The sequence below is a fragment of the Halobacterium sp. BOL4-2 genome (genome assembly GCF_016917835.2).
Classification (GTDB): Archaea; Halobacteriota; Halobacteria; order Halobacteriales; family Halobacteriaceae; genus Halobacterium; species Halobacterium salinarum.
In genome coordinates this window covers 1,452,970-1,476,511 of the sequence record NZ_CP070332.2, presented here as the reverse complement: position 1 = coordinate 1,476,511, position 23,542 = coordinate 1,452,970, and the positions used below count along the sequence as shown (strand labels likewise).

Here is a 23,542-nt window from a genome sequence, read left to right as displayed (position 1 = left end):
GCGGTTCCTTACGCGAGGAAGACGTGGCGCGGGCGGTCCGCGAGCACGTCGCGACCCCAGTCGACGGTGTCCCCGAAGTCGTCGCTGCGGAAGAACGCCATGGCGTCCTCCTGGGAGCGCCACTGGCTGGCGATGAACATGTCGTCGTCGTTCTCGACGTTCACCATCAGATCGGTGTCGAAGTGGCCGTCCATGTCCGCGAGCACGCCGGCGACGGTGTCGAACTTCTCGACGAACTCCGCGGTGTGTTCGGGCTTGGTCTCGTAGAACATGCCCATCGTGCCGAACCCGGACTCCTCGCCGGCGCGCTCGACGACCTCGGGCAGGTCGGCGAGGAAGCCGGCGGCGGTGTCGGCGGCGCTGGCGGTGTCCCAGATGGAGACCACTGCGCGCCGGTCGGCCTCGTGGCCGTCGTAGACGGCGGTTTTCACGTGCGTGTCGTAATGCTCGAAGTTCCCCCGCAGCCCCTCGACCTCCTCGAAGAGGTCGTCGGCGCCGGCTTCCGAGTACAGCACCGTCGCGTAGACGTCCTCGCCGTGGGGCTGGCCGGCGTAGATGTCCTCGTCGGCGAGTTCGCCGCGGATGCCGTCGTCGGCCTCGTCGCCGGTGCTGTGGTGGTGCTGTTCGCCGTCGTCGCCGTCGTGGTGGTCGGAGTCACCGTGGTGGTGCGTACGCTCGCCCTCGCCGTGGGCGTCCGCCCCGCCCTCGGGGGCGGGCACTCTCTCGCCGGCCATGAACGCCGGCAGATCCGCGGGCGGGAACCGGCGGCCGACGAAGAAGTCGCCGAACGCGCCGTACTTCGCGGACACTTCGTCGAAGCGCATCTCGTAGACGATGTCCTTGATGTCGGTGAGGTCGTCGGCGAACAGCGTCACCCCCCACTCCATGTCGTCGAGGCCCACCGAGGACGCGATGACCTGGCTGACCTTCCCGGCGTACTGCTTGCCCAGGTCGCCGTGGACGTCCATCATCTCCGCGCGCTCCTCGATGGGCAGGTCGTACCAGTTCTGCTCGGGCTGGCGGCGCTTGCTCATCGGGTAAAACGAGACGTACGTGTCGTCGGGGATCTCCGGCGTGAGCTTGCTCTCGAAGTACTGCCGGAGCCCGTCGTCGACGGAGTCGGGGTCCTCGAAGTAGTCGGGCGCGGTGTACCCCGAGATCTCGACCACGGAGACGTACGAGTGCGCGCGCTCGGTGTACTCGGCGAACGCGGTCTGCTCGAAGGCCCGCTGGATCCGATCCAGTTCGTCGAGGCTCTCCCGGAAGTGCACGAACAGCAGATCCGCTTTCTGTCCGGTGATCGAGAACACGCCCGACTCGCCCTCGTCGGCGTCCGCAAGCGCCTCGCGGTCCGCGAGGAACGACGCCGCGTCGTCGAGGGCCGCCGTCCGATCCCGCTCCGGCGCGTCACGCCATGCATCCCAGTCCACGGTGTAGCAGTCGTGGAGCACGAACCATCCCTCGTCTGTCGGCGGAGCGTCTGCCATACATCGGCGTTCGAACCGGGCGTAGAAGGGTTTTCCCAAAGCAGCCCGCAGTGTGACGGCGGCCCACCGACCGAAACCCTTTCACTGCGACCCCCGGAAGGTGGACGCAGATGCGAAAGAGTGGGCCGCCGAAGGGGCTCGTCTCCTACCTGGTGTTGGAGTTGCTTGACGAACAACCCCGGTACGGCTACGAGATCCTCAAGGAGATCGAATCCCTCTCCGGGGGCCACTGGGAGCCGTCCTACGGGTCGGTCTACCCCATCCTCTACAAGTTCGAGGAGAACGGGTACGCTGAGCGCCTCGACGTCGAGGACGAACCCGACCGGAAATACTTCGAGTTGACCGACGCCGGCCGCGAGGAACTCGCCGCGAAACGCGCGGAAGTCGGCACGGCGGGCACGGACCTCTTCGATGTCATCCTGGGGTTCTATCACATGTTCGCGGTGCTCGGCACCGACGACCGATTCGACGTCGAAAACCCACCGGAAGGCACCGGGTGGCGCTTTGACGAGGCGTTCTCGGCGTGGATCGTCGAACAGGTGGTGCGCCACCACGAACATTACTTCTCGGAGTTCGAGCGCGTCCCCGACACCCCCGCGGAGTTCGCCGACCGCATGGGCATCGACGGCCCCGACGACTAGGACAGCAGCTCCGGCCCGAACAGCATCAACAACAGGCTGCACAGCATCAGCAACCCGATCCCGGTCGTGATCGCGCGCGTCGCCGTCTCCGGGCTCTCGAAGGGCAGTCGCACCGTCACCGCCTCCGCGGCCGACCGCAGCAGGTGGCCGCCGTCAAGCGGGAACGCCGGGATGCAGTTGAACAGCGCGAGGTTGAGGTTCACCCAGCCGGTCCACAGCAACACGTTCGCCGCGCCGAACGTCACCCAGTCCGGGAACACGCCCAGCACGCCGGTGACGTGATAGAAGCTCGCGTTCATCCCCGCGATCCCCGCGAAGTTGAACCCGAGGGTCGGATCCACGAGCCCGATCAGCGGCAGGTACAGCGCGATCACGACCGCCTGCAGGAAGCCCGTGATGGGGTCGTCTGCGCCGCCGAACAGCGTGCTGAGGTACGCCGACCCGGACGTCTCCCCGGAGAGCAGTCCGCGGTAGGTGTCGGCCGGATACAGTGTCGCCCCGAAGCCGTCGACGGCCACCCCGCTGACGCCGCGTGCGGGCGCGATCCCCATGTAGCTGGAGCCGTCGGACTGCTCGCCCAGCGTGATCTCGGTGGTGGTCCGACTCCCGTTGACGTACGCCCCGACGCTGATCGTGTCACCGGGGTCGCGGGCGTCGAGCTCGCCGCTGAGCGCGTCGTACGTGGGCACCCGTGTTCCGTTGACCGAAACCACGACCGCGTTGGTGCCCGCCGACAGGCCGTCCATGGCGGCCGGCGCGTCGGGGATCGTCGTCACGAGCGCGCCCGCCGGCCCGGTCGCGGTCGCCGCGCCGTCGTTCAGTTCGAACGCCGCGACCTCGCGGTCGGCGAGCGCCGCCCGCAGCTCCGATTCGGTGCTGACCGTCGTGCCGTTGACGGCCGTGATGGTGTCGTTCGTGGTGATCGACAGCGGCGAGTTCGACGCGTTCGCGACCACCGACAGCTGCCGCTCGACGCGCACCGTCTCGTTGCTGGCGAGGGTCACCGGCACCGTGGGGTCGTCGTACTCGTCGAGGGCCTGCCTGAACGCCGTGTTGTTCGCCACCGGCGCGCCACCCACCGCGGTGATGCGGTCCCCCCCGGAGAACCCGGCGGCGGCGGCCGCCGTCCCGTCGTGGACTTCCCCGACGAGGCCGCCGTCCGAAACCGCGACCGCGCCCGCAACCGGCCCGAACAGCAACGCCAGCGTCACCACCACAACGAGGAAGTTGTTCGTGACGCCGGCAGCGAACATCCGGGACTTCGACCCGCGGTCGGCGTCCGCCTGGCTGTCCTGGTCCGGTTCGACGAACGCGCCCACGGGCAACACCGCCAGCAGCGCCACGCCCATGGACTCGACGTCGATGCCCTCGACGCGACACATCAGCCCGTGGCCGAACTCGTGGATGACGATCCCGATGAACAGCCCGGCGATGATCTCCGGCGCAACCGACAACGGCAGGAAGTCGTTGACCCCCGGGATCACCAGCACGTTCGACGGCTGGCTGATGCTCGTTGGCTCCGGCGGATTCAGCAGCGTCGTGATGGCCACCAGGACGAGCGCGATCAGCACGCCGACCAGCACGACCGACGCCAGCCCCAACCCGAAGTTCCCCCACGCGCGCCACAGCCGCTTGGGGGTCGCCATCCAGTCGAGAAACCGCTTCCCGCGCTTCGTGTGGAGGGTCGTTATCGGGCCGCTGGTGTGCACGAACGACGGCAGCAGGCCGCGGCTCTGCGCCCACGACACCGCCGCCCAGTACGCGAGCAGCCCGACCAACAGCAGCTGCCAGGTTTCCATTGTCCGTTGCTTCGGGGGTCTAGGTCAAAAGGAGTTCGGGGATGGATCGCCCACTTCATCGCCGTCCACGGGGCGGCGTTCAGCCCTCGCGGCGGAGCCGCGTGACCACGAACTCGCGGTCGAGCTTCGCGAGGAACGGCCCCAGCTTCGGCCCCTGGTCCTCGTCGAAGAACAGCCGGTAGCCCGCCGCGAAGAACGCGCCGATGTCGATGTCGTGGCGCTTGGCGGCCTCGTAGATCTCGCCCTGCAGCGCCTCCCCGTCGGGGTCCTCGTCGTCGAGGAACGCCGCCAACTCGTCCAGGGCTGCCGCCGTGGCGTCGTCGAAGTCGTGTGCGGGGATCTCGGCGCGCGCGAGCCGGTAGTTGAACTCGTTGTTCGTGCGGCGCGCCCACTCTCGGGCGCGCTCAACGCGCGTGAGCGCGTCCGCGACGGTGTCGGCGTCAGCGTCCGCGGGAATGTGCCCCTCGCGGCGCGCGATCTCCTCGCGCAGGGCGGAGTCCTCGGTCATCCCCAGCACCGCCGCGAACGTGAACGGGATGCGCACGCGATCCGCGTCGATGTCGTCGACGAGCAGCGGGTACACGCGGGCGGCGCGCTCGCGTTCGTCCTCGCTGGCGTCGGCCGCCTCGCCGAAGTACACGCGCTCCATGCGATCGAACTCGTCGACGAGCTGGTCGAGGTGCTCGATGGAGAAGTCCCGCGCGCGGCGGGGGTCCTTGCTGAAGAAATACCGCACCACCGGCAGCTCCAGCAACGCGAGCACGTCCTGGACGAGGATGACGTGGCCGGCCGACGAGCTGAACGGCTCGCCGTCGAGCGTGAACCACTCGTACACCATCGGGGTCGGTGGCTCGTCGCCGAGCACGTTCCGGGAGATGTCCGTCCCGGAGGGCCACGACCCTTCGGCGTGGTCTTTCCCGAACGGCTCGTAGTCCACGCCCAGCGTGCGCCACTGCGCCGGCCACTCGAAGCGCCACGGCAGCTTCCCCTCGCGGAGGGTCGCCGTGCCCTCGTGACCACACCCCTCGATGGTCTGGTCGCCGGCGTCCATGTCGGTGCAGACGTACTCGACGGTGCCGGCGTCGGCGTCGACGTCGGTGACCGTCTCGGTCACCTTCCCGCACGCCTCACAGATGGGGTTGAACGGCACGTACTCCTCGTCGACTTTGTCCTGGTATTCACCCAGCACGTCGCGGGCCGCCGTGACGTGCTCCAGGAGGTACCGCGTGACCTCTTCGAACCCGCCGTTGGCGTAGGTCTCCGTGTTCGAGACCATCTCGACGTCCACGCCCAGGCGGGCCGCCGAGGACTGAATGAGATTCGAGAAGTGCGCGCCGTAGGAGTTACAGCACCCGAAGGGGTCGGGGATCTCGGTGTAGGGCGCGCCGAGGTTCTGCCCGAGCGCGCCCGCGTTCACGTCCCCGAGAGCAACGACCTCCCCGTCCAGGTCGGCGAGCTTCCGGGGCAGCCCCCGCAGCGGGTCGCGGTCGTCGCTGGTGAACACCTGGCGTACCTCGTGGCCGCGCTCGCGCAACACCGCCGCCACGAAATACCCGCGCATGATCTCGTTCATGTTGCCGAGGTGTGGCACGCCGGACGGCGAGATCCCGCCCTTGATCACGATCGGTTCCTCGGGGTCGCCGTCGAGCACGCGGTCGGCGGCGGCGTCAGCCCAGAACAGGCGACCGCTGCCGTCGTCTGCGTACGGGTCGTCGTCAGGATGCATGGTCTTACTCCTGGTTGTCGGCCCAGTACGTCATCTGGTTGTCGGTGCCGTCGGGGATCACGTCGGTGCCGTCGTGCTCGCCGAAGCGCACCGCGTCCACGATGCGGCGGGGGTCGGTCCCGTCGAGCACGATGGTGCGGACGCCGGAGCGCTCGATGAGCTTCGCCGCCAGCAAGTCCACGGGTGCCGACGATCCGGCGTTCATCTCGATGTCAGCGATGATGTCCACGAGCTCGCCCGCCGTCATCCGCGTGAAGTGCTCGGCGTCGGCGTCCTCGTTGGGGTCCGCGGAGAACACGCCGGGCACACTGGTCGCGTACAACAGCAGGTCGGCGTCGGTGTACTCCGCGAGCGCGGCGCTCACGGCGTCGGTCGTCTGCCCGGCGACCACGCCCCCCATCACCGCGATGTCGCCGCGCCGCATCGCCTCCCCGGCGTCCTCGTAGTCCTCGGCCGGGCTGGGCGCTGCGTCACCGCCCAACGCGGCGATGAGCAGCCGGGCGTTGAGCCGCGTCACGTCGACGCCGATGTCGTCGAGCTCGATCTCGTTGGCGCCGAGCTCGCGCGCTGTTCCGATGTAGTCCCGTGCGACGCCGCCGCCACCGACCACGGCCCCGACCTCACAGCCGGCGTCGGTCAACTCGTTGATGGCGTCGGCGTGGGCGTCGACTTGGTCGGCGTCCAAGCCGGGCGCGAGCACGCTGCCGCCGATAGAAACCACCACTCGCATACTACAGCCCGGTAGCCCGGTGGCGTGCTTAAGGGTTGTCAACTGATCGCGCGTGCAGCCGTTAGACGGCCGGAAGAAACACTCCTGCGACGTTCGGGGCCGCCTGGCTCCGGTGCGCGCGCCACGACTGCCGGCACTGTCACCTCCCGATCGTCTGACGTGTCGATGACAGCCCCCGCTGTCACCCGGCCTAGGAGATGCTGTCGTCTCCCACCCAAAATAAACTCTGAAACACGAGTATAAACTGTCTAATTGGCTCTAAGCACGTTATAAACTGTACGTACCCCCTCAGTTCACGGGGTGAAACGGCCGAAATCAGCCCGAACGTTCCTTCTGTTATAACCCATCCTGGGCGGTACACGAAAGCGAGGCCAGACACCATGAGCGCACCCAACTCCCCCTCCAGTGAGGCCGAGTCGCAGGACAAGGAAACGCGCCTGAAGTCCTACCTCCGCGAGAAGGCCGACGACGGCGAGCTCTACTTCAAGAGCAAGTTCATCGCCGACGATGTCGATCTCTCCCCCAAGGAGATCGGCGCTCTGATGGTGAAACTCTCGAAGTCCGCCACCGACATCACCGTCGAGAAGTGGTCGTACACCAGCGCCACCACGTGGCGCGTCCAGCCCGCATAACACCCCTCCCCCGCCACTGCGTCCCCGTTTTCGCCGTGCAACACCCATAGTGGTTAAGCGGCTGTAGCCGCTACCACGCTTCAATGCCGCCTGAATCGCCAGCGGACGCGCCCTCTCCGGCCGCCTTCGGCGACCGCTTCGACGTGTACGACGTCCAACACCGGGACGGCGAACTCCTCTACTTCGGGCAGCCCGGTGCCGACCGAGCCACGATCGAGCGCGAACTCTGGCCGCTGTTCCGCGAGCACGGCTACGACGTCAGGCTCACCGACCGCACCGGCGAGCGCGTGCTCGTCGCCACGCCAGCCGACGCCGCTGACACCGACACCGGGGTGCCGTGGACGAACGTCGCGTTGTTCCTGGCGACGCTCGCCTCGACGCTGTTCGTGGGCGCGAACTGGTATTACGTCGACCCGTTCTCGCCCGCCGTCGTGCGCGCGATCCCGTTCACGCTCGCGGTCATGGGCGTGCTGGGCACCCACGAGCTCGGCCACTACGTGATGAGCAAACACCACGACGTCGACGCGACGCTGCCGTACTTCATCCCGTTCCCGTCGCTGTTCGGCACGATGGGCGCGGTCATCCGGATGCGCGGCCGAATGCCCAGCCGCAACGCCCTCTTCGACATCGGCGCAGCCGGGCCGCTGGCGGGTCTCGTCGCTGCCGTCGTCGTTTCCGTGATCGGGCTCGTGTTGCCGCCGGTGACGGTGCCCCCGGGGGTCGCGAACTCGGCCAGCGCCGTTCACGTGGACTTCGGCTACCCGCTGTTGCTGCGCGGGATCGCGGCCGTGCTCGGCGAGCAGTTCGCGTACGCGGACCCACGCACAGCCGTCAACCCCGTCGTGATGGGCGGCTGGATCGGCATGTTCGTCACGTTCCTGAACCTGCTGCCGGTCGGCCAGCTCGACGGCGGGCACATCCTCCGGTCGCTGGTCGGCGAGACCGCCGGTCGCTTCGCGCCGCTCGTGCCGACCGCGTTGCTCTCGCTGGGGGCCTACCTCTGGATCGTCCGAGACGCCGGGAACGCCGCCGGCATCTGGCTGCTGTGGGGTGTTCTGGCGTCGGTGGTGTCGCTGTCCGGCACCGTCACGCCGGTCGACGACCGGCCACTCGACCGCCGGCGCGTCGCGCTGGGCGTGGTGACGTTCGTCCTCGGCGCGCTGTGTTTCATGCCGGTCCCCATCCAACTCGGCTAATGCGTCCAGCCGTCGTCGGCCAACGCGTCGCCGTCGAGGCACACGCCGTCGGCCGCCGCGGTGACGCGCCCGACGACCGACAGCGACCCGGGGACCGCCGCCCGCGCCGCCTCCACGCGCTCGGGCGGCACGGCCGCCACCAACTCGAAGTCACCGCCGAAGGACACCGCGCGCTCGACGGGGTCGGCGGTCACCTCCGCGAGCGCGTCCGCCACCGGCAGGCGGCCGCTGTCGACCGCCATCCCGCAGTCGCTGGCCGCCGCGAGCTGGTGCAACGACCGCGCCAGCCCGTCGCTTGCGTCCATCATCGCGGTCGCGTGCGCGCCGAGCACCTGCCCGGCGGCCACCCGGGGCATGAACTGGAACAGGTCGTTGGCGCGGTCAGTGTCGCCGGCGTCGAACAGCGCCATCGCGGCCGCGCTGCGCCCCAGCGACCCGGTCACGACCACGCTGTCACCCGGCCGGGCACCGCTGCGCGCGACGCGGTGGTCGGCGTCACCGATCGCCGCCGTCGCCACCGTGAACTCGCTGTGCCCGTCCAGATCGCCGCCCACGTACTCCGCGCCGACGGCCGTACAGACGTCGCGTGCGCCGGTCACGAACGCGGCCAGCTCGTCGTCGTCGAAGCCCGGCGCGCCGTAGGCGGCCACTGCGGCGGTCGCGGTCGCGCCCGTCGCGGCGACGTCCGACAGCGACGCGCCGACCGACCGCCAGCCCGCGGTGTACCTGGTGGTGCCCGACGGGAAGTCCGTCGCGTCGTGGAGCATGTCGATCGTGAGGGCGGTGTCACCGACGACTGCGGCGTCGTCGCCGGCGCGTGAGACGAGCCCGCCGACAAGCTCCAGGGCCGCACGCTCATCCATACCACGCGGTTGGCAACCACCGGTGATAAGCCCCCGGAAAGCCGCCACGGCACCCGGCCGCTGCCGCCGGGGTGGCGGTCACGCACGCCGGTGTGGCCGCCTCGCGCCGCCTAACGATGCCTTTAAACGAATCAGGGACGACGTGCCTGCAATGGCAACTCTCTACGACGCCCCCGTGGACGAGCTCATCGACGAGCTCGCCGCGGACCTCGAAACGCGACTCGACGAGCCGGACTGGGCGAACTACGCGAAGACGGGCGCGGGCCGCGAGCTTCCCCCCGAGCAGTCTGACTTCTGGGCGACCCGTGCGGCCAGCCTCCTGCGGAAGGTCGCCATCGACGGCCCGATCGGCGTCAAGCGCCTCTCGGAGGCCTACGGCTCCACGACCTCGGGCTCGAACCGCTACGTCGTCGCGCCGTCGACGACGACCGCCGGCTCCCGGAACATCGTGCGCACGATCCTCCAGCAACTCGAAGCCGAGGGCCTCGTCGAGCAACAACACGACCACGGCCGCGTCGTCACCGGTGACGGCCGCAGCCTCCTCGACGAGACCGCCGGCGACGTGATCGAATCCCTCGATCGCCCGGAGCTCGAACGCTACGCGTAACGCTCGCCGACGCGACGCCGCCACTTCTCGTTCGGGTAGCGCCGGCAGCAGTCGACGCTGTGCACAACAATTAACACGACTCGCGGCCAACTGTCATCCAGTATGAGTGGGAACCCTGACGACGACCGACTAGAGGAGCTTCGCCAGCGAAAGAAAGAGCAGCTCAAGCAACAACAGCAGGGCGGCGACGCGGAGCGTGAGGCCCAACAGCAGCAGGCCCAGCAGGCCGAACAGCAAAAGCAGGCGATGCTCAAGCAGAACCTCACCGACGGCGCGCGCAAGCGCCTGAACACGATCCGCATGAGCAAGCCGGAGTTCGCCGAGCAGGCCGAACAGCAGGTCCTCGCACTGGCCCAGTCCGGACGCGTGCAGGGCCGCATCGACGAGGATCAGATGAAAGAGATCCTCCGCGAACTCAAGCCCGACTCCCAGAGCTTCAACATCAATCGCCGATAAGCGATGGAACTGGGCCTGCTTTACAGCGGCGGGAAAGACTCCACGCTGGCCGCCCTCGTTCTCGATCGGTTCTACGACATCACGCTCGTCACCGTGCATTTCGGCATCACCGACGAGCACGCCCACGCCCGCGCTGCGGCGGCTGAGACCGACTTCGACTTCGAGGCACTGCAGTTGGACCGCGCGGTCGCCGACGACGCGGTGGCGCTGATGGTCGAGGACGGCTATCCGCGAAACGGCATCCAGCACGTCCACGAGCACGCCCTGGAGGCGGTCGCGGAGCGCTTCGACGCGGTCGCGGACGGCACGCGCCGCGACGACCGCGTGCCGACGGTGTCGCGGGCGCACGCCCAGAGCCTCGAAGACCGCCACGGCGTGGATTACGTCTCCCCGCTGTCGGGGTTCGGACGCGGCGCGATCGACCGACTGGTGGCCGCCGAACTCGACGTCGAAACCGGCCCGAGCGAGGAGATCCCGCGCGCGGACTACGAGGCGGAGCTGCGGGCGTTGCTGGCGGCCGACCGCGACGACACCGCGATCAGCGACGTGTTCCCCGAGCACGACCAGACGTACGTGCACGGGCTCCGCAACTAGGGTGGGCGTCGAACGGAAGCTTTGAAGCGCCGGACGCGACAACCGCACTCCATGTACGACCGACTCAAGGGGTTTCGTGACTTCTACCCCGCGGAGATGGGGCCGCGGCGCGCGGCGATCGACGCGATCGAGGACGCCGCCGCCAGCTACGGGTTCCGTGAGGTTGGCACGCCCGCCATGGAGCGCACCGAGATGTACGTCGACAAGTCCGGCGCGGAAATCGTCGACGAGCTGTACTCGTTCACCGACCAGGGCGGGCGGGACGTGGCGCTCACCCCGGAGCTGACGCCGACCGTCGCGCGCATGGTGGTGGCCAAACAGCAGGCCCTCTCGAAGCCGATCAAGTGGTACTCCTCGCGGCCGTTCTGGCGCTACGAGGAGCCCCAGCAGGGGCGGTTCCGGGAGTTCTACCAGACCAACCTCGACATCTTCGGCACGAGCGATCCGCGCGCCGACGCCGAGGTGCTCGCGGTCGCCGCCGACGGTCTCACGTCGCTCGGGCTCACGGGCGCGGACTTCGAGTTCCGGGTGAGCCACCGGGACATCCTCGGCGGCCTGCTGGCCGCGTTCGACGCCACGGTGGACACCGAGGCGGCGATCCGCACCGTCGACAAACGCGAGAAAATCGAGCGCGCGGCGTACCTCGATGACCTGGCGGCGGCGGGGCTGTCATACGATCAGGCCGAGCAATTCGACGACCTCCTGGACGGCGACGACCTCGACGCGCTCGTGTCGTTCGCGGGCACCGACCGGGTCCGGGACGCGGTCGCGAACCTCCGGAACGTCCTCGATGCGGCCGAAACCCTCGGCGTCCGCCAGTACTGTGACGTGTCGCTGACGACCGCCCGCGGCCTGGATTACTACACGGGCGTGGTGTTCGAGTGCTTCGACTCCACGGGCGACGTCGGGCGCGCGGTGTTCGGCGGCGGCCGGTACGACGACCTCATCGAGCGCTTCGGCGGGCAGCCCACGCCGGCGGTCGGCGTCGCGCCCGGCCACGCCACCCTCAACCTCCTGTTGGAGAACGCCGGCGTGCTCCCCGACGACGAGTTCACGCCCGACTACTACGTGCTCCAGGTCGGGGACACCGACGCCGAAGCCGCCGACGTCGCGAGCGCGCTGCGCGAGCGCGGTAACCGCGTCGACACCGACATCACCGGGCGCAGCTTCGGCGCGCAGATGAACTACGCCGACAACGTCGGCGCGGACACCGTCGTGATCGTCGGCGAGCAGGACCTCGCTGACGGCAACGTCACCATCAAGAACATGGCGTCCGGCGAGCAGACGACCGCCCCGATCGCGGCGTTCCCCGGCGCGCACGACGCGCCGCGGGTCGAGGACTTCGCGTAACCGGATGCCGCGTCGCGCGTTCCGGGTCGCCTACGACGGCCGCCCATACCACGGCTTCCAGCGCCAGCCCGACGTCTCCACGGTGGCCGGCGAGCTGTTCGGCGCGCTGCGCCGCCTGGACGTCTTCGACGGCGCGAAACCGTCGGGGTACGCCGCCGCCGGGCGGACGGATGCCGGCGTGTCCGCGCGCGCCCAGACGGTCGCCTTCGACGCGCCGGCGTGGCTGACCCCCGACGCGTTCACCGGCGCGCTTCCGGACCCCATCCAGGTGTGGGCGCACGCCGACGCGCCGCCGGAGTTCCACGCCACCCACGACGCGGTCGCGCGCACCTACGTTTACTACTGGTACGCCCCCGACAGTCGGGCCACCGACGACCGCGCCGCCGGGGCGCTCGACCGGCTCACCGGGACACACGACTTCCACAACCTCACCCCCAACACCACCAACACCGTCCGCGAGTTGGACGCCACCCTGGACCGCGACGGGGCGTTTCGCGTCATCACCGTCCGGGCCGGCGGGTTCTGTCGGGAGCTCGTTCGCCGCGTCGTCTCGCTCGTCCAGCTCGTCACCGAGAGCGGTGACACCGACCGGATCGACACCGTGCTGGGCGACGAGCCGGTTGCCGGCCCGGACGGCGTGCCGCCCGCTGACCCACACCCCCTGGTGCTTCACGCCGTCGCCTACGACGGCCTCTCGTTCACCGTCGACGAGGACGCCGCCGAGCGCGCGCGAACCACGTTCCGCGCAGCCCGCGCGGACCACCACGAGCGCGCCCGCGTCGCCGGCCACCTCGCCTCGATCTAGTCCCAGGCGGCCGGCCAGACGTCCGCGGCCATCATCCCCGACCGCATGCCTGCATCGACGAGGCGCTGGCGGAGCGTTGCCTGGCTGGCACGGGGGATGGTCGTGTCCTCGCGCGCGAGTTCGCGGACGAGCAGCGCGGCGAGCATGCCGTGCTCGCGCAGCGTCCGCGCGTCGACTTTGTCACGGGTGTCGGCCTGCGTGTGTCCCCAGCCGCGGCCCCGCTCGGGGGTGACCGAATGCAACTGCACCGCGGGGACGCCCGCCCGGAGGAACGGCCAGTGGTCGCTGTACGGGTGCAGCGTGTCGACCACGTCGATCGGGTGCCCGGTCGCGTCCTCGACCGCCGCCAGCACGTCCGCGAACGCGGGGGTGGCGTGCAGGAACGCCCGCAGCGTCCGATACCGGCCCGCCCCGTCGAGGTTCACCACCGCGCGCACGGCGTCGGTGTCGAGGCTGTCCGCGAGCGCGCTCGCGCCCACGAGCCCGACTTCCTCCCCGCTGACCGTGCCCAGCCGCACGCGCGTCTCCAGGACGGACTCCATCGCGGCCAGCACGCGCGCGGCCGCCACCAGGGTGGCCACGCCACAGCCGTTGTCGAGTGCGCCCTCGCCGATGTCGTGGGCGTCGTGGTGCGCGATCACGACCACCTCCGTGGGCGTGTCCGGCCCGAGCACGCCGTGCGTGTTGACGCCCGTCCCTGGCTCGGTGTGCGCGTCGACGGTCAGCTCGGCCGCCCCGCCCCGCTCGGCGTACGACTCCAGCCACGACCCCACCTCCCCGGAGACGCTGGCGGCGGGGCGCTCGCCCACGCGGCCACCGCGGAGTGCACCCGTTTGGGGGAGTTGGCCGTCGCGCTGGTTGTGGAACACGAACCCCGCTGCCCCGCCCGCCACCGCCCGGCCGTACTTCTCCATGCGGTGGACGCGATCGCCCCCCGGCGGGCTGCCCGTCGACGCAACCACGACCGCGCCCTCGACGTCGACCCCGTCGAAACCGGCCGGCGCGCCGTATCCCGCCGAGACCAGTCGCCCGGTCGCCGTGCCGGCGGGCGCATACGGCAACGCGATGGCGTCGAACGCCCGCTCGTCGGGCGCGGTCACGCGCAGCGCGCAGTCCCCCCGCGTCCACACCGGGAGGGGGAACGGCTCAGTGGTCGCGTCACGAACCCCGGCCTCGCCCAGCGCGTCCACGACGTGTTCGGCGGCCCGGCGGTCGCCGGCGTGGCCCGCCATCCGGGAGTCGAGCGCCGTGAGCGCCGTGAGCACGTCCCACGGCGTGTCATCGGTCCATGCCTGTCCGAGCGCCCGCGGCACAGCGTCCATGCCGCCCGCTACGTCGGGCACCGGGTTAATTTCGGGGGCCGTCGCCGGCAATCACCCGGTTGTTTGCGAACGTTTAACCGGACGCACGCGAACGCTGGGGCATATGAGCAGTGTCCCCGACCGGGCGGACGTGGCGGACGAGTACAAATGGGCGCTGGCGTCCATCTACGAGACCGACGACGAGTGGGAGGCGGCCTTCGAGGACGTCCAAGCCGAGCTTGACGCGCTCAACGACTACGAGGGGCGGCTCACCGAGGACGGCGAGACGCTGCTGGCGGCCCTGGAGTTGCGCGATGCGGTCTACCGGGACGCCAAGACGGTGTCCGCGTACGCCAGCATGCGGTCGGACGAAGACACCCGCGACCAGGAGTACCAGGCGCTGCAGGCGCGCGGCGCGAGCCTCATGACCGACGTGTCCTCGGCGACGTCCTTTTTCGACCCCGAGCTCCAGGCCTGCACCCGCGAGCAACTGCAGTCGATGATCGAGGAGACGCCCGAGCTTGCGGTGTACGAGCATTACTTCGACGACGTGTTGCGGATGAAACCGCACACGCGCTCGGCGGAGGTCGAGGGGCTCCTGAGCGAGCTCGGCGAGGTGTTCGGCGCGCCAAGCGACGCGTACAACATGCTCACCGACGCCGACCTGGAGTTCCCCACCGTCGAAGACCCCGCCGGCGATGCCGTCGAGATCTCGCAGTCGAACTTCACGAACCTCCTGAAGACCCCGGACCGGGCGTTCCGACAGACCGTCCACGAGCAGTTCTACGACACCATCAGCGGCGTCCGGAACACCATCGGGTCGACGATGAAAACCCAGATGAAACGGGACGTGAAACTCGCCGAGGCGCGCAACTACGACACCGCCCGGCAGGCCGCCCTCGACAGCGGCAACATCCCCGTCGAGGTGTACGACACGCTCGTCGACACGGTCGACGACAACCTCGACACGCTCCAGCGCCACGCCGACCTGAAGCGGCGCGCCCTCGGCGTCGACGACCTGGAGATGTGGGACCTCTACATGCCCATCGTGGACTCCGAAGGCCCCGACATCGAGTACGCCGACGCCCGCGAGCACGTCATCGAGGCGGTCGCGCCGCTCGGCGAGGACTACCAGCAGCGTGTCGCCGACGGCCTGGATTCGAACTGGGTGGACGTCTACGAGAACCGCGGGAAGCGCTCGGGCGCGTACTCCGGGGGGACCTACGACACCCAGCCGTTCATCCTGATGAACTACCAGGACGACATCTCCTCGATGTTCACGCTCGCCCACGAACTCGGGCACAGCCTCCACAGCCAGTACACCAGCGAACACCAGCCCTACGTCTACTCGAACTACGAGATCTTCGTGGCGGAAGTCGCGTCCACGGTCAACGAGGCGCTGCTGGTCAACCACCTGCTCGACACGGTCGAGGACGACCACTTCCGGCGGCACATCCTCAACGAGTACCTCGAACGCTTCCGGTCGACGCTCTACCGCCAGACGCTGTTCGCGGACGTCGAACAGCGCCTCCACGAGCTCACCCGGGCGGGCGAGGCGCTCACGCCCGACCGCATCGACGAGGTGTACGGCGACCGCAAGCGCGCGTACTACGCCAACGCCACCATCGACGACCACATCGAACGGGAGTGGATGCGCATCCCGCATTTCTACTACAACTTCTACGTCTTCCAGTACGCCACCGGCATCTCCGCGGCGGTCGCGCTCGTCGAGGACATCCTCGACGACGACCAGCCCGACGCCGCCGCCCGCTACCGGGAGTTCCTCACCCGCGGGTCCAGCGCGTACCCGATCGAACTCCTCCAGGACGCCGGCGTCGACATGTCCACGAGCGCCCCCATCGAGCGCGCGATCGGCGTCTACGACCACTACCTCGACGAGGCCGACGACCTCGTCTAACGCCGCGCCGCCACACCCCCGTTTGGCGTCCCGCGCACGGACAGTGTAGCCTACCCAAAGGAACTTCTACGCGCGGCCCCTATGGACGGCAACGAATGTCGCGTAGCCCCTCATTGCCGGACCGGCCGACGCTCGACGTCGATCCCGAGTCGACGCCGGCGGAACGCCTCAACGCGCTCCAAGACCACTACGTGGATATCGTGGCGGTCAACGGAGAGCTGCAGGCGCAACTCGACGATGTCGAAGCCCGCCGCGAAGAACTCCGCGAGGAGGTCAACCGCCTCCAGCGCGAGAACGAGACGCTGAAAACGGCGTCGCTGTACCTGGCGACCGTCGAAGACCTGCCCGAAGACGGCAGCGCCGTGATCAAACAGCACGGCAACAACCAGGAGGTCCTCACCGAGCTGTCGCCGCGACTCGCGGACACCCTGGAGGTCGGCGACCGGGTCGCGATCAACGACTCGTTCAGCGTGCAGCGCGTGCTCGACGACGAGACCGACGCCCGCGCGCAGGCCATGGAAGTCGACGAGTCGCCGTCGGTCACGTACGCTGACATCGGCGGCCTCGACGACCAGCTCCGGGAAGTCCGGGAAGCCGTCGAGGACCCGCTGGTCAACCCCGAGAAGTTCGACGCGGTCGGCGTCGAACCCCCGAGTGGGGTGTTGTTGCACGGGCCGCCCGGCACCGGCAAGACGATGCTCGCGAAAGCCGTCGCGAACCAGACGGACGCCAGCTTCATCAAGATGGCCGGCAGCGAGCTCGTGCGGAAGTTCATCGGCGAGGGCTCCCGGCTGGTCCGGGATCTCTTCGAACTCGCCGAACAGAAAGACCCCGCGATCATCTTCATCGACGAGATCGACGCCGTCGCCGCCAAGCGCACGGATTCGAAGACCAGCGGGGACGCCGAGGTCCAGCGCACGATGATGCAGTTGCTCTCGGAGATGGACGGCTTCGACGAGCGCGGCGACATCCGCATCATCGCCGCCACCAACCGCTTCGACATGCTGGACTCCGCGATCCTGCGGCCCGGCCGCTTCGACCGCCTCATCGAAGTCCCCAACCCGAACCCGGACGCCCGCGAGCGCATCCTGGAGATCCACGCCGGCGAGATGAACGTCGCCGACAGCGTCGACTTCTCGGATCTCGCCGCCGACACCGCGGAGTTCTCCGGTGCGCAGCTCGCCAGCCTCGCCACGGAAGCCGGGATGTTCGCCATCCGCGACGACCGCGACGAGGTCCACCGCCAGGACTTCGACGACGCCTACGAGAAACTCGTCGCCGAGGGGGACACCGAGTCCAGCGGCCCGCGGTACCCGAGCTACATTCAGTAAGTATAGGACGCCGGACGGCGTACGCCGACCGTATGCCTCGCATCCGAATCGCGTGGGGGAGCGGTGTCGCCCCGACGGAGATGGCCGCCTACGACGCCGCGCTCGCGGACGCCAACGTCCACAACTACAACCTGATTCGCGTCTCGTCGGTCATTCCTGCCGACGCAACCGTCTCCCCGGTCGACACCGCGCCCGACCTCGGGCCGGCGGGGAACACGCTCACCGTCGTGGAAGCCCGCGGCCAAACAGCGGGGCCGGGGCAGGCAAGCGCCGGGCTGGCGTGGGCACCCCGCGACGGCGCGCCCGGACTCTTCTACGAAGCCGCCGACGAGACCACCCCCGACGACGTCGCCGACCGCGTCACCACCGGCATCACGGCCGGCATGGACGTGCGCGACTGGGACGGCGTGGAGCCGTCCGTGCGGACCGAGACGGTCACCGCCGACGCCGGCGAGCACGCCGCGGCCGTCGTCATCGCGGCCTACGGCGACAGCGACCCCGTTTTCGACCAGTAAGATCACCCGACAGTAGAAGGGTTATACGTTCCCACCACGTACCCGTGTGTCATGCATGGAAACGCGCCGTACAGCGGGCCGGCGGACGCCACTGGCGACCTCAGTGGCGAGCAACGTCGCGCGCTCCAGACGAGCATCGCGCAGATCGCGTCCCGGACCCGCGAGTTCCTGCCCGACGAGTACGTGGTCGGCTCGGAGGTCACGAACGGGTCCAGCGGCGTGCAGGTTACGGTTGCGGTTCGCCCGCCCGCCGGCAACCCGGTCAGCGCCGGTTTCACGCCAGAGTTCGAGGATCTCGCCGACGACGACCTGATCCCCACCGAGGACCGCGAGGAGGTCGCTCGCGGGCTCGCCGCCAGTGCGGCGCTGCAGGTCAAACACGCCCTCGGCGACGACGTTCCCGAAACAGCGCGGTAGTCCAGCCGGTTCTCACGGGCCAAATTCGGCGGTCAACTAGAGCTTACAGCCGTATCCGCTGCCGGCCCCAGACCGCCTACTTCCCCCAGAAGGGGTCGCGTTTGCGCATGATGTCCAGATAGGATTTCAGCGCCTCGCGCTCGTCGGCGGGCAGGTCAGACGTGAGCTCTTGGTCCAGGACCTTCGCGTGCTTTTCGGGCAGGTCAACCCAGAGTTCGTCGCCCTCCTTGATGTCGCGGCCGACCGTCGGGCCGTCGATGGAGACGCTGACGCGGTTGCCCGCGCGGGCTTCGTCGACGTCCTCACCCTGATCCTGGATGCCCTTGACGATGCCCGCGCGGTCGAGGTCGTTGCCCTCGATACCGCCGACCGGCGTGTTCCGCTTGAGCGTGCCCGACACCACCTCAACGCCGACGACCGCGGGGTCGTTCTGGCGGAACACGTGGTCTTTCAGGATGCGGAACCGCGCCGGGCGCACGATGTTGTCGAAGACGGCTTCTTTCTGCTCGCGCTCCTGGGCGTCGACGAACGCCTCGTAGTCCTCGACGAGCTGGTAGATCACGTCGCTGTTGAACACGCGCACGGACTCGCGTTCGGCGTTCTCCGCGGCGGCCGGCAGCACGTCGACGTTGAACCCCAGGAGCACGCGGTGTTTCTCGCTGTCGACGGTGGTCGCCATCGCCACGTCCCGCGGCGCGACATCGCCGACTTCTGCCGACATCACGGGGATCTCGGCCTCTTCGAGCGCGCTCACGAGCGCCTCCAGGCTGCCCAGCGTGTCCGCTTTCACCACGATCCCCTCCTCGCCGGTTTCGACCGCGACCTCCGCCAGCTCCGCCTCCACCTCGGTGACGACGTCCGCGACGTCACGATCGCCGACCACGCGGATCGGCGCGCCGGCCATCGCGTCGTCGAGGTCCGGCGCGGCGACTTTCAGGCCGGCGGCGGCCTGCATTCGGTCGACGTTCCCGAAGCGTTTCTCCGTCCGCATCTCCGCGAGGTCGCCGGGCTTCAACAGCGCGCGGACGTCCGTGACGATGGGCTCGGGCTGCGCGCCGACCACGACGGTGTCCCCCGACCGGATGGTGCCGTCGTAGAGGATCACGTCGACGGTCGTCCCGAAGCCCTGCTCGTCTTTGACTTCGAGGACGGTGCCCGCGCCGGGGCCGTCGATGGTGACCTCCATCTCGGATTTCATGTACCGCTGGGCCAGCCCCATCAGCACCGTCAGCAGATCCGGGACGCCCTCACCGGTTTCCGCCGAGACGGGGATGACCCCGACGTTCTTCTGGAAGTTCTGCACCCGCCAGTAGAGGTCCGAGGAGAACCCCGCGTCGGACATCTCGCCGATGAGTTCGTACAGCGCGTCGTCGAGGTCCGAGCGCACGCGGTCGCTTTGGTCGTCGTAAGTGCCCTGCACGGGCGCGTCCGGGTTCGGGTTCCACCCCGGCGTCGTGTCGATCTTGTTCGCGGCGACGACGAACGGCGTCCCCGTGTCCTTCAGGATGCGGATCGCTTCCTCCGTCTGTGGCTGGAAGCCGTCGTTGACGTCCACCACGAGGATGGCGATGTCCGCGAGCGCGCCGCCCCGCGAGCGCAGCGTCGAGAAGGAGTGGTGGCCGGGCGTGTCGATGAACAACAGCCCCGGCAGGTCGAACTCGGTGGGGTCGACGAGGCTGCCGGCGACCTCCGAGACGGTGTCCAGCGGGACCGCTGTCGCGCCGATGTGTTGGGTGATCGCGCCGGCTTCGCCTTCGATGACGGCCGAGCCGCGGATCTTATCCAGCAGGCTAGTCTTGCCGTGGTCGACGTGGCCGAGCACGGCCACGATCGGCGTTCGCAAGTCCCCGGGGTCGTCGGTGGTGTCTGCGTCGGGCATAGTAGAATCCTCCGAGAGAACGGTCGTTACCCCAATGGAGCGCGCGGTAGCCTATAATTCCATCGTCACGGCGGCGACGGCGACGCCGATGGGCCGACCGCGTTCGGCTGGCGTCGCGTGTGGCGCTGTCGACTCGCTGTGTGGTGGTTTCGCTGTCGCACGCCCGTCGGACATCCCCCCGGGGTTTATGTGAATCCCGACAGTGAAACCGGGTATGGCCGACATCCTCGCCGAAAACCTCTCCGGGAAGGCCGTGATGGGGTCGGACGGCACGGAGCTTGGCATGCTGTACAACATCACGATGGACCTCAAATCCGGCACGCTGGAGCACCTGCTCGTCGAGCAGACCGAGGAGTCCGTCGCCGCTGACTTCCCGATCGGCGACGACGGCCGGTACCGCGTTCCGGTGAGCCGCGTGCAAGCAGTCAAAGACTACATCGTCGTTCGCCGATAGTGCACGTCCTCGACGCCACCGCGTTCATCGACGAGTACGACGCCCCGGACCCGACCGCCTCAGTCCCCGAGGTCCGCGACGAGCTCACCGACGCCGCGGCGTTCCGGTTCGACGCGGCCGCGGGCAGCGGCATGCGGGTGCACGTCCCCGCACAGGACGCCCGCGAGGCCGTGCGCCAGGCCGCGGCCACGACCGGCGACGCCGACGTGCTCTCCGAGACCGACCGCCGGCTGTTGGCGACCGCCCACGAACTCGACGGGACGCTGGTCAGCGACGACTACGCGATGCAGAACGTCGCCGCCGAGCTCGCCGTCACGGTCGAGTCGATCTCCCAGGACGGCATCACCGAGCGCCGCGACTGGCGCCTCCAATGCCAGGGGTGTGGCCGCGAGTTCGACGACACCGACCACGACCGCTGTCCCGTCTGTGGCAGCCCCCTCGAACGCAAGAACCCGTCGTAGGCTACGTGAACTGCCAGTACGCGAGTCCGAACTGGACCGCGTCGTAGACGCCGTGGATGACGATCGGTGCCAGCAGGTTGTCGGTGCGCTCGTAGGCGACGCCGAGCACCAGGCTGACGACGAACACGCGCGCGAGCGCGACCATCACGGCACCCGGGGCGGCTGTCCCGGCGTACGCCAGCAGGTGGCTGGCCGCGAACACGAACGACGCGACGACCACGGCGCTGCGCCGCGAATACGCGTCGTAGAGGTATTTCTGCACGGCGTTGCGCGCGAGCAGCTCCTCGCCCGGGGCGACGAACACCAGGGAGACAACCGCTAACGGCACTAGCATCGCGGGGGTCTTCCGGGCAGCTTCGATGAGGCCGTGTTGGGTCTGTGGCAGCGAGAGCGCCGTCACGACCACGTTCAACCCCAGATGCAACGCGAAGATCGCGCCCACACCGCCAGCCGCAACGCCCACGTCACGCCGGGTGACGGTGGGGGTGTCGATCCCGGCAACGTCCGACGCCCGCACGAACACGACGCCCATGATCCCCAACCCAACGCTTGACACCGCAGCCCGCACCGGGTACGCGACCGTCGGCGCGTCCGGCGCGATGCCCGCGGCGATGGCTGCAAGCAGGCTGCTCGCGACGAGCGCGCCGGCGGACACGACCACAGCAACGCCGACCGCCCGCTCCCGGGCGCGCACGCCGTCGGCATCCACGCCGGCGACCGCGGCGAGCCCGGCCCCGATCACGCTGATCCCCGCGAACAGCGCCACCGCCGGCCCGGCGGTGACCGGCCCGGTCATGGACAGCAGCGCCGCCGCCGCCGTCAGCGAGAGCGCGCCGCCGGCCCCGGTGCCCACGCCGGACAACCACGCGGGGCCGGTGCCGTGGCGACGCCCCGCGAACGCCAGCGTGGCGACGGCGGCGCACGCGGTGGCGGCGTGTGCCACCGTGTCCGCGGCGGGCGCCCAGTCGAGCAGCGTCGCCGCCAGCCCGACGCCCGCGACGACGAACCCGACAGTCGACGCGTACCGGTCGGATACAGGAGGTGTTGGCATGGCTGCGCTCACTCCACGATGTGGGTCTCCGTCTCCGGAAGCGGGTCTTCGCCGCGGAGCAGTTCGCGGGCGGCGTTCTTCCCCCACTCGACGGCGGGCTGGGTGAACGTCTCGACGCCGTAGAGCTCGCCCGCGAGCACGCAGGCGGCTTCGAAGTCGAACAGCAGCCGCCCCACCGACCGCGCGTCGACGGCCGGCACCTCCACGCGCACAGTGGGGACACCGGACGCCGCGAGGCTGGCCGCCGTCGCCTCGAACTCGGCGTCGAGTAGCGCCCCGAGATCGCCGCCGGTGAGATAGTCGATGTCAGCCAGTTCCGCCTCCGGAATCGCACAGTCGGGCCGCGACGCGGGCCGAAGCATGGTCACGAGTTTGTCCCGCGGGCCGGCGCGGTAGAGCTGGAGCTGGCTGTGCTGGTCGGTCGCGCCCAGCGCCCGCGCCGGCGTCTGCCCGACGCCGTCTTTCCCGAGGCTCTCCGCCCAGAGCTGTGCGAACCACTCGGCGAACGTCTCCAGGCGCTCGGCGTACGGCAGCATCGCGTTCACGCCCGCCCCGCGCTGATCGAGGGCGTACGCGGTCGCGCCGTACGCGTACGCGGGGCAGTCCTCAAGGGAGCCGGCAAGCGCCGCCCGCCCGTCGGCCGCGCCCGCCACCAGCTCGCCGACGTCGACGCCGGCGATCGCGGCGGCCGGCAGCGCGACCGTCGACAGCGCGGCGAACCGGCCGGGAACGCCCCTCGGGGCGTCAAGCACGGGCAGGTCGTGGGTGTCCGCGAGCGCCCGCAGCGGCCCGTCGTCGCCCGTCGTGACGAGCGTGCGCGCCGTCCAGTCCACGCCCGCGTCGTCCATGGCGTCCCGCACAACCAGGAAGTTCGCGAGCGTCTCGGCGGTCGTCCCCGACCGCGACACCACGTGCACGGCGGTCGTCGAGAGATCGATCCGGTCCAGCAACCGGGTGACGTGCGCGGGGTCGACGTTGTCCAGCGCGTGGTAGTCCAGGTCGTCGTCGCCCAGTGCGTCCACGAGCGTCGCCGCGCCGAGCGCGCTCCCGCCGATCCCGACGGTCACCAGCGTGTCGGCGTCCGCCACCGCGTCGGCGGCCGCCGTGATCGCGTCCACGTCAACCGTCCGCGGGAGGTTCAGGGCCGCGTACCCGAACTCGTCGCCGTCCATCCCGGCGGTGATCCGATCGTGTGCGCGGGCGACGCGGCCGTCGAGTCGGTCCAGCGCGTCCGGCGGCACGCCCGGCGTGGCGGTCGCGTCGAGTGCAGCGCCGATGTCGATTCGCATACACGGAGGGGGGTCTGCCGGCCACTTCAGGGTGGCTAGT

General features: G+C 69.5%; 23 protein-coding genes. 14 read left to right on the top strand and 9 right to left on the bottom strand.

Features of this window, described 5'->3' with window-relative positions; genetic code table 11:
• Positions 1-8 precede the first annotated feature (8 nt).
• A complete protein-coding gene (locus JRZ79_RS21110; RefSeq protein ID WP_010903487.1) occupies positions 9-1,487 on the bottom strand; it encodes a heme-binding protein in 1,479 nt (492 codons plus the stop codon).
• A 110-nt stretch (positions 1,488-1,597) separates the two neighbouring features.
• Between JRZ79_RS21110 and JRZ79_RS21105 the strand changes: the two genes are divergently transcribed.
• Positions 1,598-2,128, top strand: coding sequence for a PadR family transcriptional regulator (locus JRZ79_RS21105; RefSeq protein WP_205252148.1), 531 nt, complete (start codon positions 1,598-1,600; stop codon positions 2,126-2,128).
• Here JRZ79_RS21105 and JRZ79_RS21100 read toward each other — a convergent pair.
• The 3 genes from JRZ79_RS21100 to pyrH form a co-directional block, all read right to left on the bottom strand.
• The gene (locus tag JRZ79_RS21100; protein ID WP_205251065.1) at positions 2,125-3,927 is read right to left on the bottom strand and encodes a site-2 protease family protein; all 1,803 of its coding nucleotides are present in this window, start codon (positions 3,925-3,927) and stop codon (positions 2,125-2,127) included. The genes JRZ79_RS21105 and JRZ79_RS21100 overlap by 4 nt on opposite strands.
• Before the next feature lie 79 nt (positions 3,928-4,006).
• Entirely contained in the window at positions 4,007-5,653 is a 1,647-nt protein-coding gene (lysS, locus tag JRZ79_RS21095) for a lysine--tRNA ligase (protein WP_205252147.1), read from the bottom strand.
• 4 nt (positions 5,654-5,657) lie between these two features.
• Positions 5,658-6,383: a UMP kinase gene (gene pyrH / locus JRZ79_RS21090; RefSeq protein WP_010903483.1), complete on the bottom strand. Its 726-nt coding sequence runs from the start codon at positions 6,381-6,383 to the stop codon at positions 5,658-5,660.
• Between the two features lie 380 nt (positions 6,384-6,763).
• Here pyrH and JRZ79_RS21085 point away from each other — a divergent pair, with 380 nt between their 5' ends.
• Together JRZ79_RS21085 and JRZ79_RS21080 are read left to right on the top strand one after the other, a co-directional pair.
• Positions 6,764-7,015, top strand: coding sequence for a hypothetical protein (locus JRZ79_RS21085; RefSeq protein WP_010903482.1), 252 nt, complete (start codon positions 6,764-6,766; stop codon positions 7,013-7,015).
• A gap of 83 nt (positions 7,016-7,098) precedes the next feature.
• Positions 7,099-8,211 (top strand): site-2 protease family protein, encoded by a 1,113-nt coding sequence (locus tag JRZ79_RS21080; protein WP_010903481.1) that lies wholly within the window; start codon positions 7,099-7,101, stop codon positions 8,209-8,211.
• Here the strand turns inward: JRZ79_RS21080 and thiL are convergent.
• Entirely contained in the window at positions 8,208-9,074 is an 867-nt protein-coding gene (gene thiL, locus JRZ79_RS21075; RefSeq protein WP_205252146.1) for a thiamine-phosphate kinase, read from the bottom strand. The two genes, JRZ79_RS21080 and thiL, sit on opposite strands and share 4 nt — an antisense overlap.
• 151 nt (positions 9,075-9,225) lie before the next feature.
• On the opposite strand from thiL, the gene JRZ79_RS21070 reads away from it, so the two are divergent.
• The 5 genes from JRZ79_RS21070 (at position 9,226) to truA (ending at position 12,886) form a co-directional block, all read left to right on the top strand.
• Entirely contained in the window at positions 9,226-9,681 is a 456-nt protein-coding gene (locus tag JRZ79_RS21070; protein WP_010903479.1) for a 30S ribosomal protein S19e, read from the top strand.
• Positions 9,682-9,783: 102 nt separating this feature from the next.
• Positions 9,784-10,137 carry a DNA-binding protein gene (locus JRZ79_RS21065; protein WP_010903478.1) on the top strand — a complete coding sequence of 118 codons (354 nt, stop codon included), beginning with the start codon at positions 9,784-9,786 and terminating at the stop codon, positions 10,135-10,137.
• 3 nt (positions 10,138-10,140) lie between these two features.
• Positions 10,141-10,731, top strand: coding sequence for an alpha hydrolase (locus JRZ79_RS21060; protein ID WP_205252145.1), 591 nt, complete (start codon positions 10,141-10,143; stop codon positions 10,729-10,731).
• Positions 10,732-10,782: 51 nt separating this feature from the next.
• Positions 10,783-12,081, top strand: a complete 1,299-nt coding sequence (gene hisS / locus JRZ79_RS21055) for a histidine--tRNA ligase (protein WP_010903476.1) — start codon at positions 10,783-10,785, stop codon at positions 12,079-12,081.
• 4 nt (positions 12,082-12,085) lie between these two features.
• Complete coding sequence (gene truA / locus JRZ79_RS21050) at positions 12,086-12,886, top strand: tRNA pseudouridine(38-40) synthase TruA (RefSeq protein WP_205252144.1); 801 nt, start codon at positions 12,086-12,088, stop codon at positions 12,884-12,886.
• On the opposite strand, the gene JRZ79_RS21045 is transcribed toward truA, so the two are convergent.
• Positions 12,883-14,208 (bottom strand): M28 family metallopeptidase, encoded by a 1,326-nt coding sequence (locus JRZ79_RS21045; RefSeq protein ID WP_205252143.1) that lies wholly within the window; start codon positions 14,206-14,208, stop codon positions 12,883-12,885. The genes truA and JRZ79_RS21045 overlap by 4 nt on opposite strands.
• Before the next feature lie 103 nt (positions 14,209-14,311).
• On the opposite strand from JRZ79_RS21045, the gene pepF reads away from it, so the two are divergent.
• The 4 genes from pepF to JRZ79_RS21025 all read left to right on the top strand — a co-directional run bounded on the left by pepF (position 14,312) and on the right by JRZ79_RS21025 (position 18,368).
• Positions 14,312-16,105 (top strand): oligoendopeptidase F, encoded by a 1,794-nt coding sequence (pepF, locus tag JRZ79_RS21040; protein WP_205252142.1) that lies wholly within the window; start codon positions 14,312-14,314, stop codon positions 16,103-16,105.
• Between the two features lie 95 nt (positions 16,106-16,200).
• Positions 16,201-17,436 (top strand): proteasome-activating nucleotidase, encoded by a 1,236-nt coding sequence (locus tag JRZ79_RS21035; protein ID WP_010903472.1) that lies wholly within the window; start codon positions 16,201-16,203, stop codon positions 17,434-17,436.
• Between the two features lie 32 nt (positions 17,437-17,468).
• Entirely contained in the window at positions 17,469-17,951 is a 483-nt protein-coding gene (locus JRZ79_RS21030; RefSeq protein WP_010903471.1) for a pyruvoyl-dependent arginine decarboxylase, read from the top strand.
• 51 nt (positions 17,952-18,002) lie between these two features.
• Complete coding sequence (locus tag JRZ79_RS21025; protein ID WP_010903470.1) at positions 18,003-18,368, top strand: DUF5811 family protein; 366 nt, start codon at positions 18,003-18,005, stop codon at positions 18,366-18,368.
• Positions 18,369-18,444: 76 nt separating this feature from the next.
• On the opposite strand, the gene infB is transcribed toward JRZ79_RS21025, so the two are convergent.
• A complete protein-coding gene (infB, locus tag JRZ79_RS21020) occupies positions 18,445-20,247 on the bottom strand; it encodes a translation initiation factor IF-2 (protein ID WP_010903469.1) in 1,803 nt (600 codons plus the stop codon).
• A 214-nt stretch (positions 20,248-20,461) separates the two neighbouring features.
• On the opposite strand from infB, the gene JRZ79_RS21015 reads away from it, so the two are divergent.
• The gene (locus JRZ79_RS21015; RefSeq protein WP_010903468.1) at positions 20,462-20,701 is read left to right on the top strand and encodes a PRC-barrel domain-containing protein; all 240 of its coding nucleotides are present in this window, start codon (positions 20,462-20,464) and stop codon (positions 20,699-20,701) included.
• Entirely contained in the window at positions 20,701-21,162 is a 462-nt protein-coding gene (locus JRZ79_RS21010) for an NOB1 family endonuclease (RefSeq protein ID WP_012289414.1), read from the top strand. Before JRZ79_RS21015 ends, JRZ79_RS21010 begins: the two co-directional genes overlap by 1 nt.
• Position 21,163: 1 nt before the next feature.
• On the opposite strand, the gene JRZ79_RS21005 is transcribed toward JRZ79_RS21010, so the two are convergent.
• Together JRZ79_RS21005 and JRZ79_RS21000 are read right to left on the bottom strand one after the other, a co-directional pair.
• Positions 21,164-22,213, bottom strand: coding sequence for a CPBP family intramembrane glutamic endopeptidase (locus tag JRZ79_RS21005; RefSeq protein ID WP_205251056.1), 1,050 nt, complete (start codon positions 22,211-22,213; stop codon positions 21,164-21,166).
• 8 nt (positions 22,214-22,221) lie between these two features.
• A complete protein-coding gene (locus tag JRZ79_RS21000) occupies positions 22,222-23,502 on the bottom strand; it encodes a glucose-6-phosphate isomerase (protein WP_205252141.1) in 1,281 nt (426 codons plus the stop codon).
• Positions 23,503-23,542 lie beyond the last annotated feature (40 nt).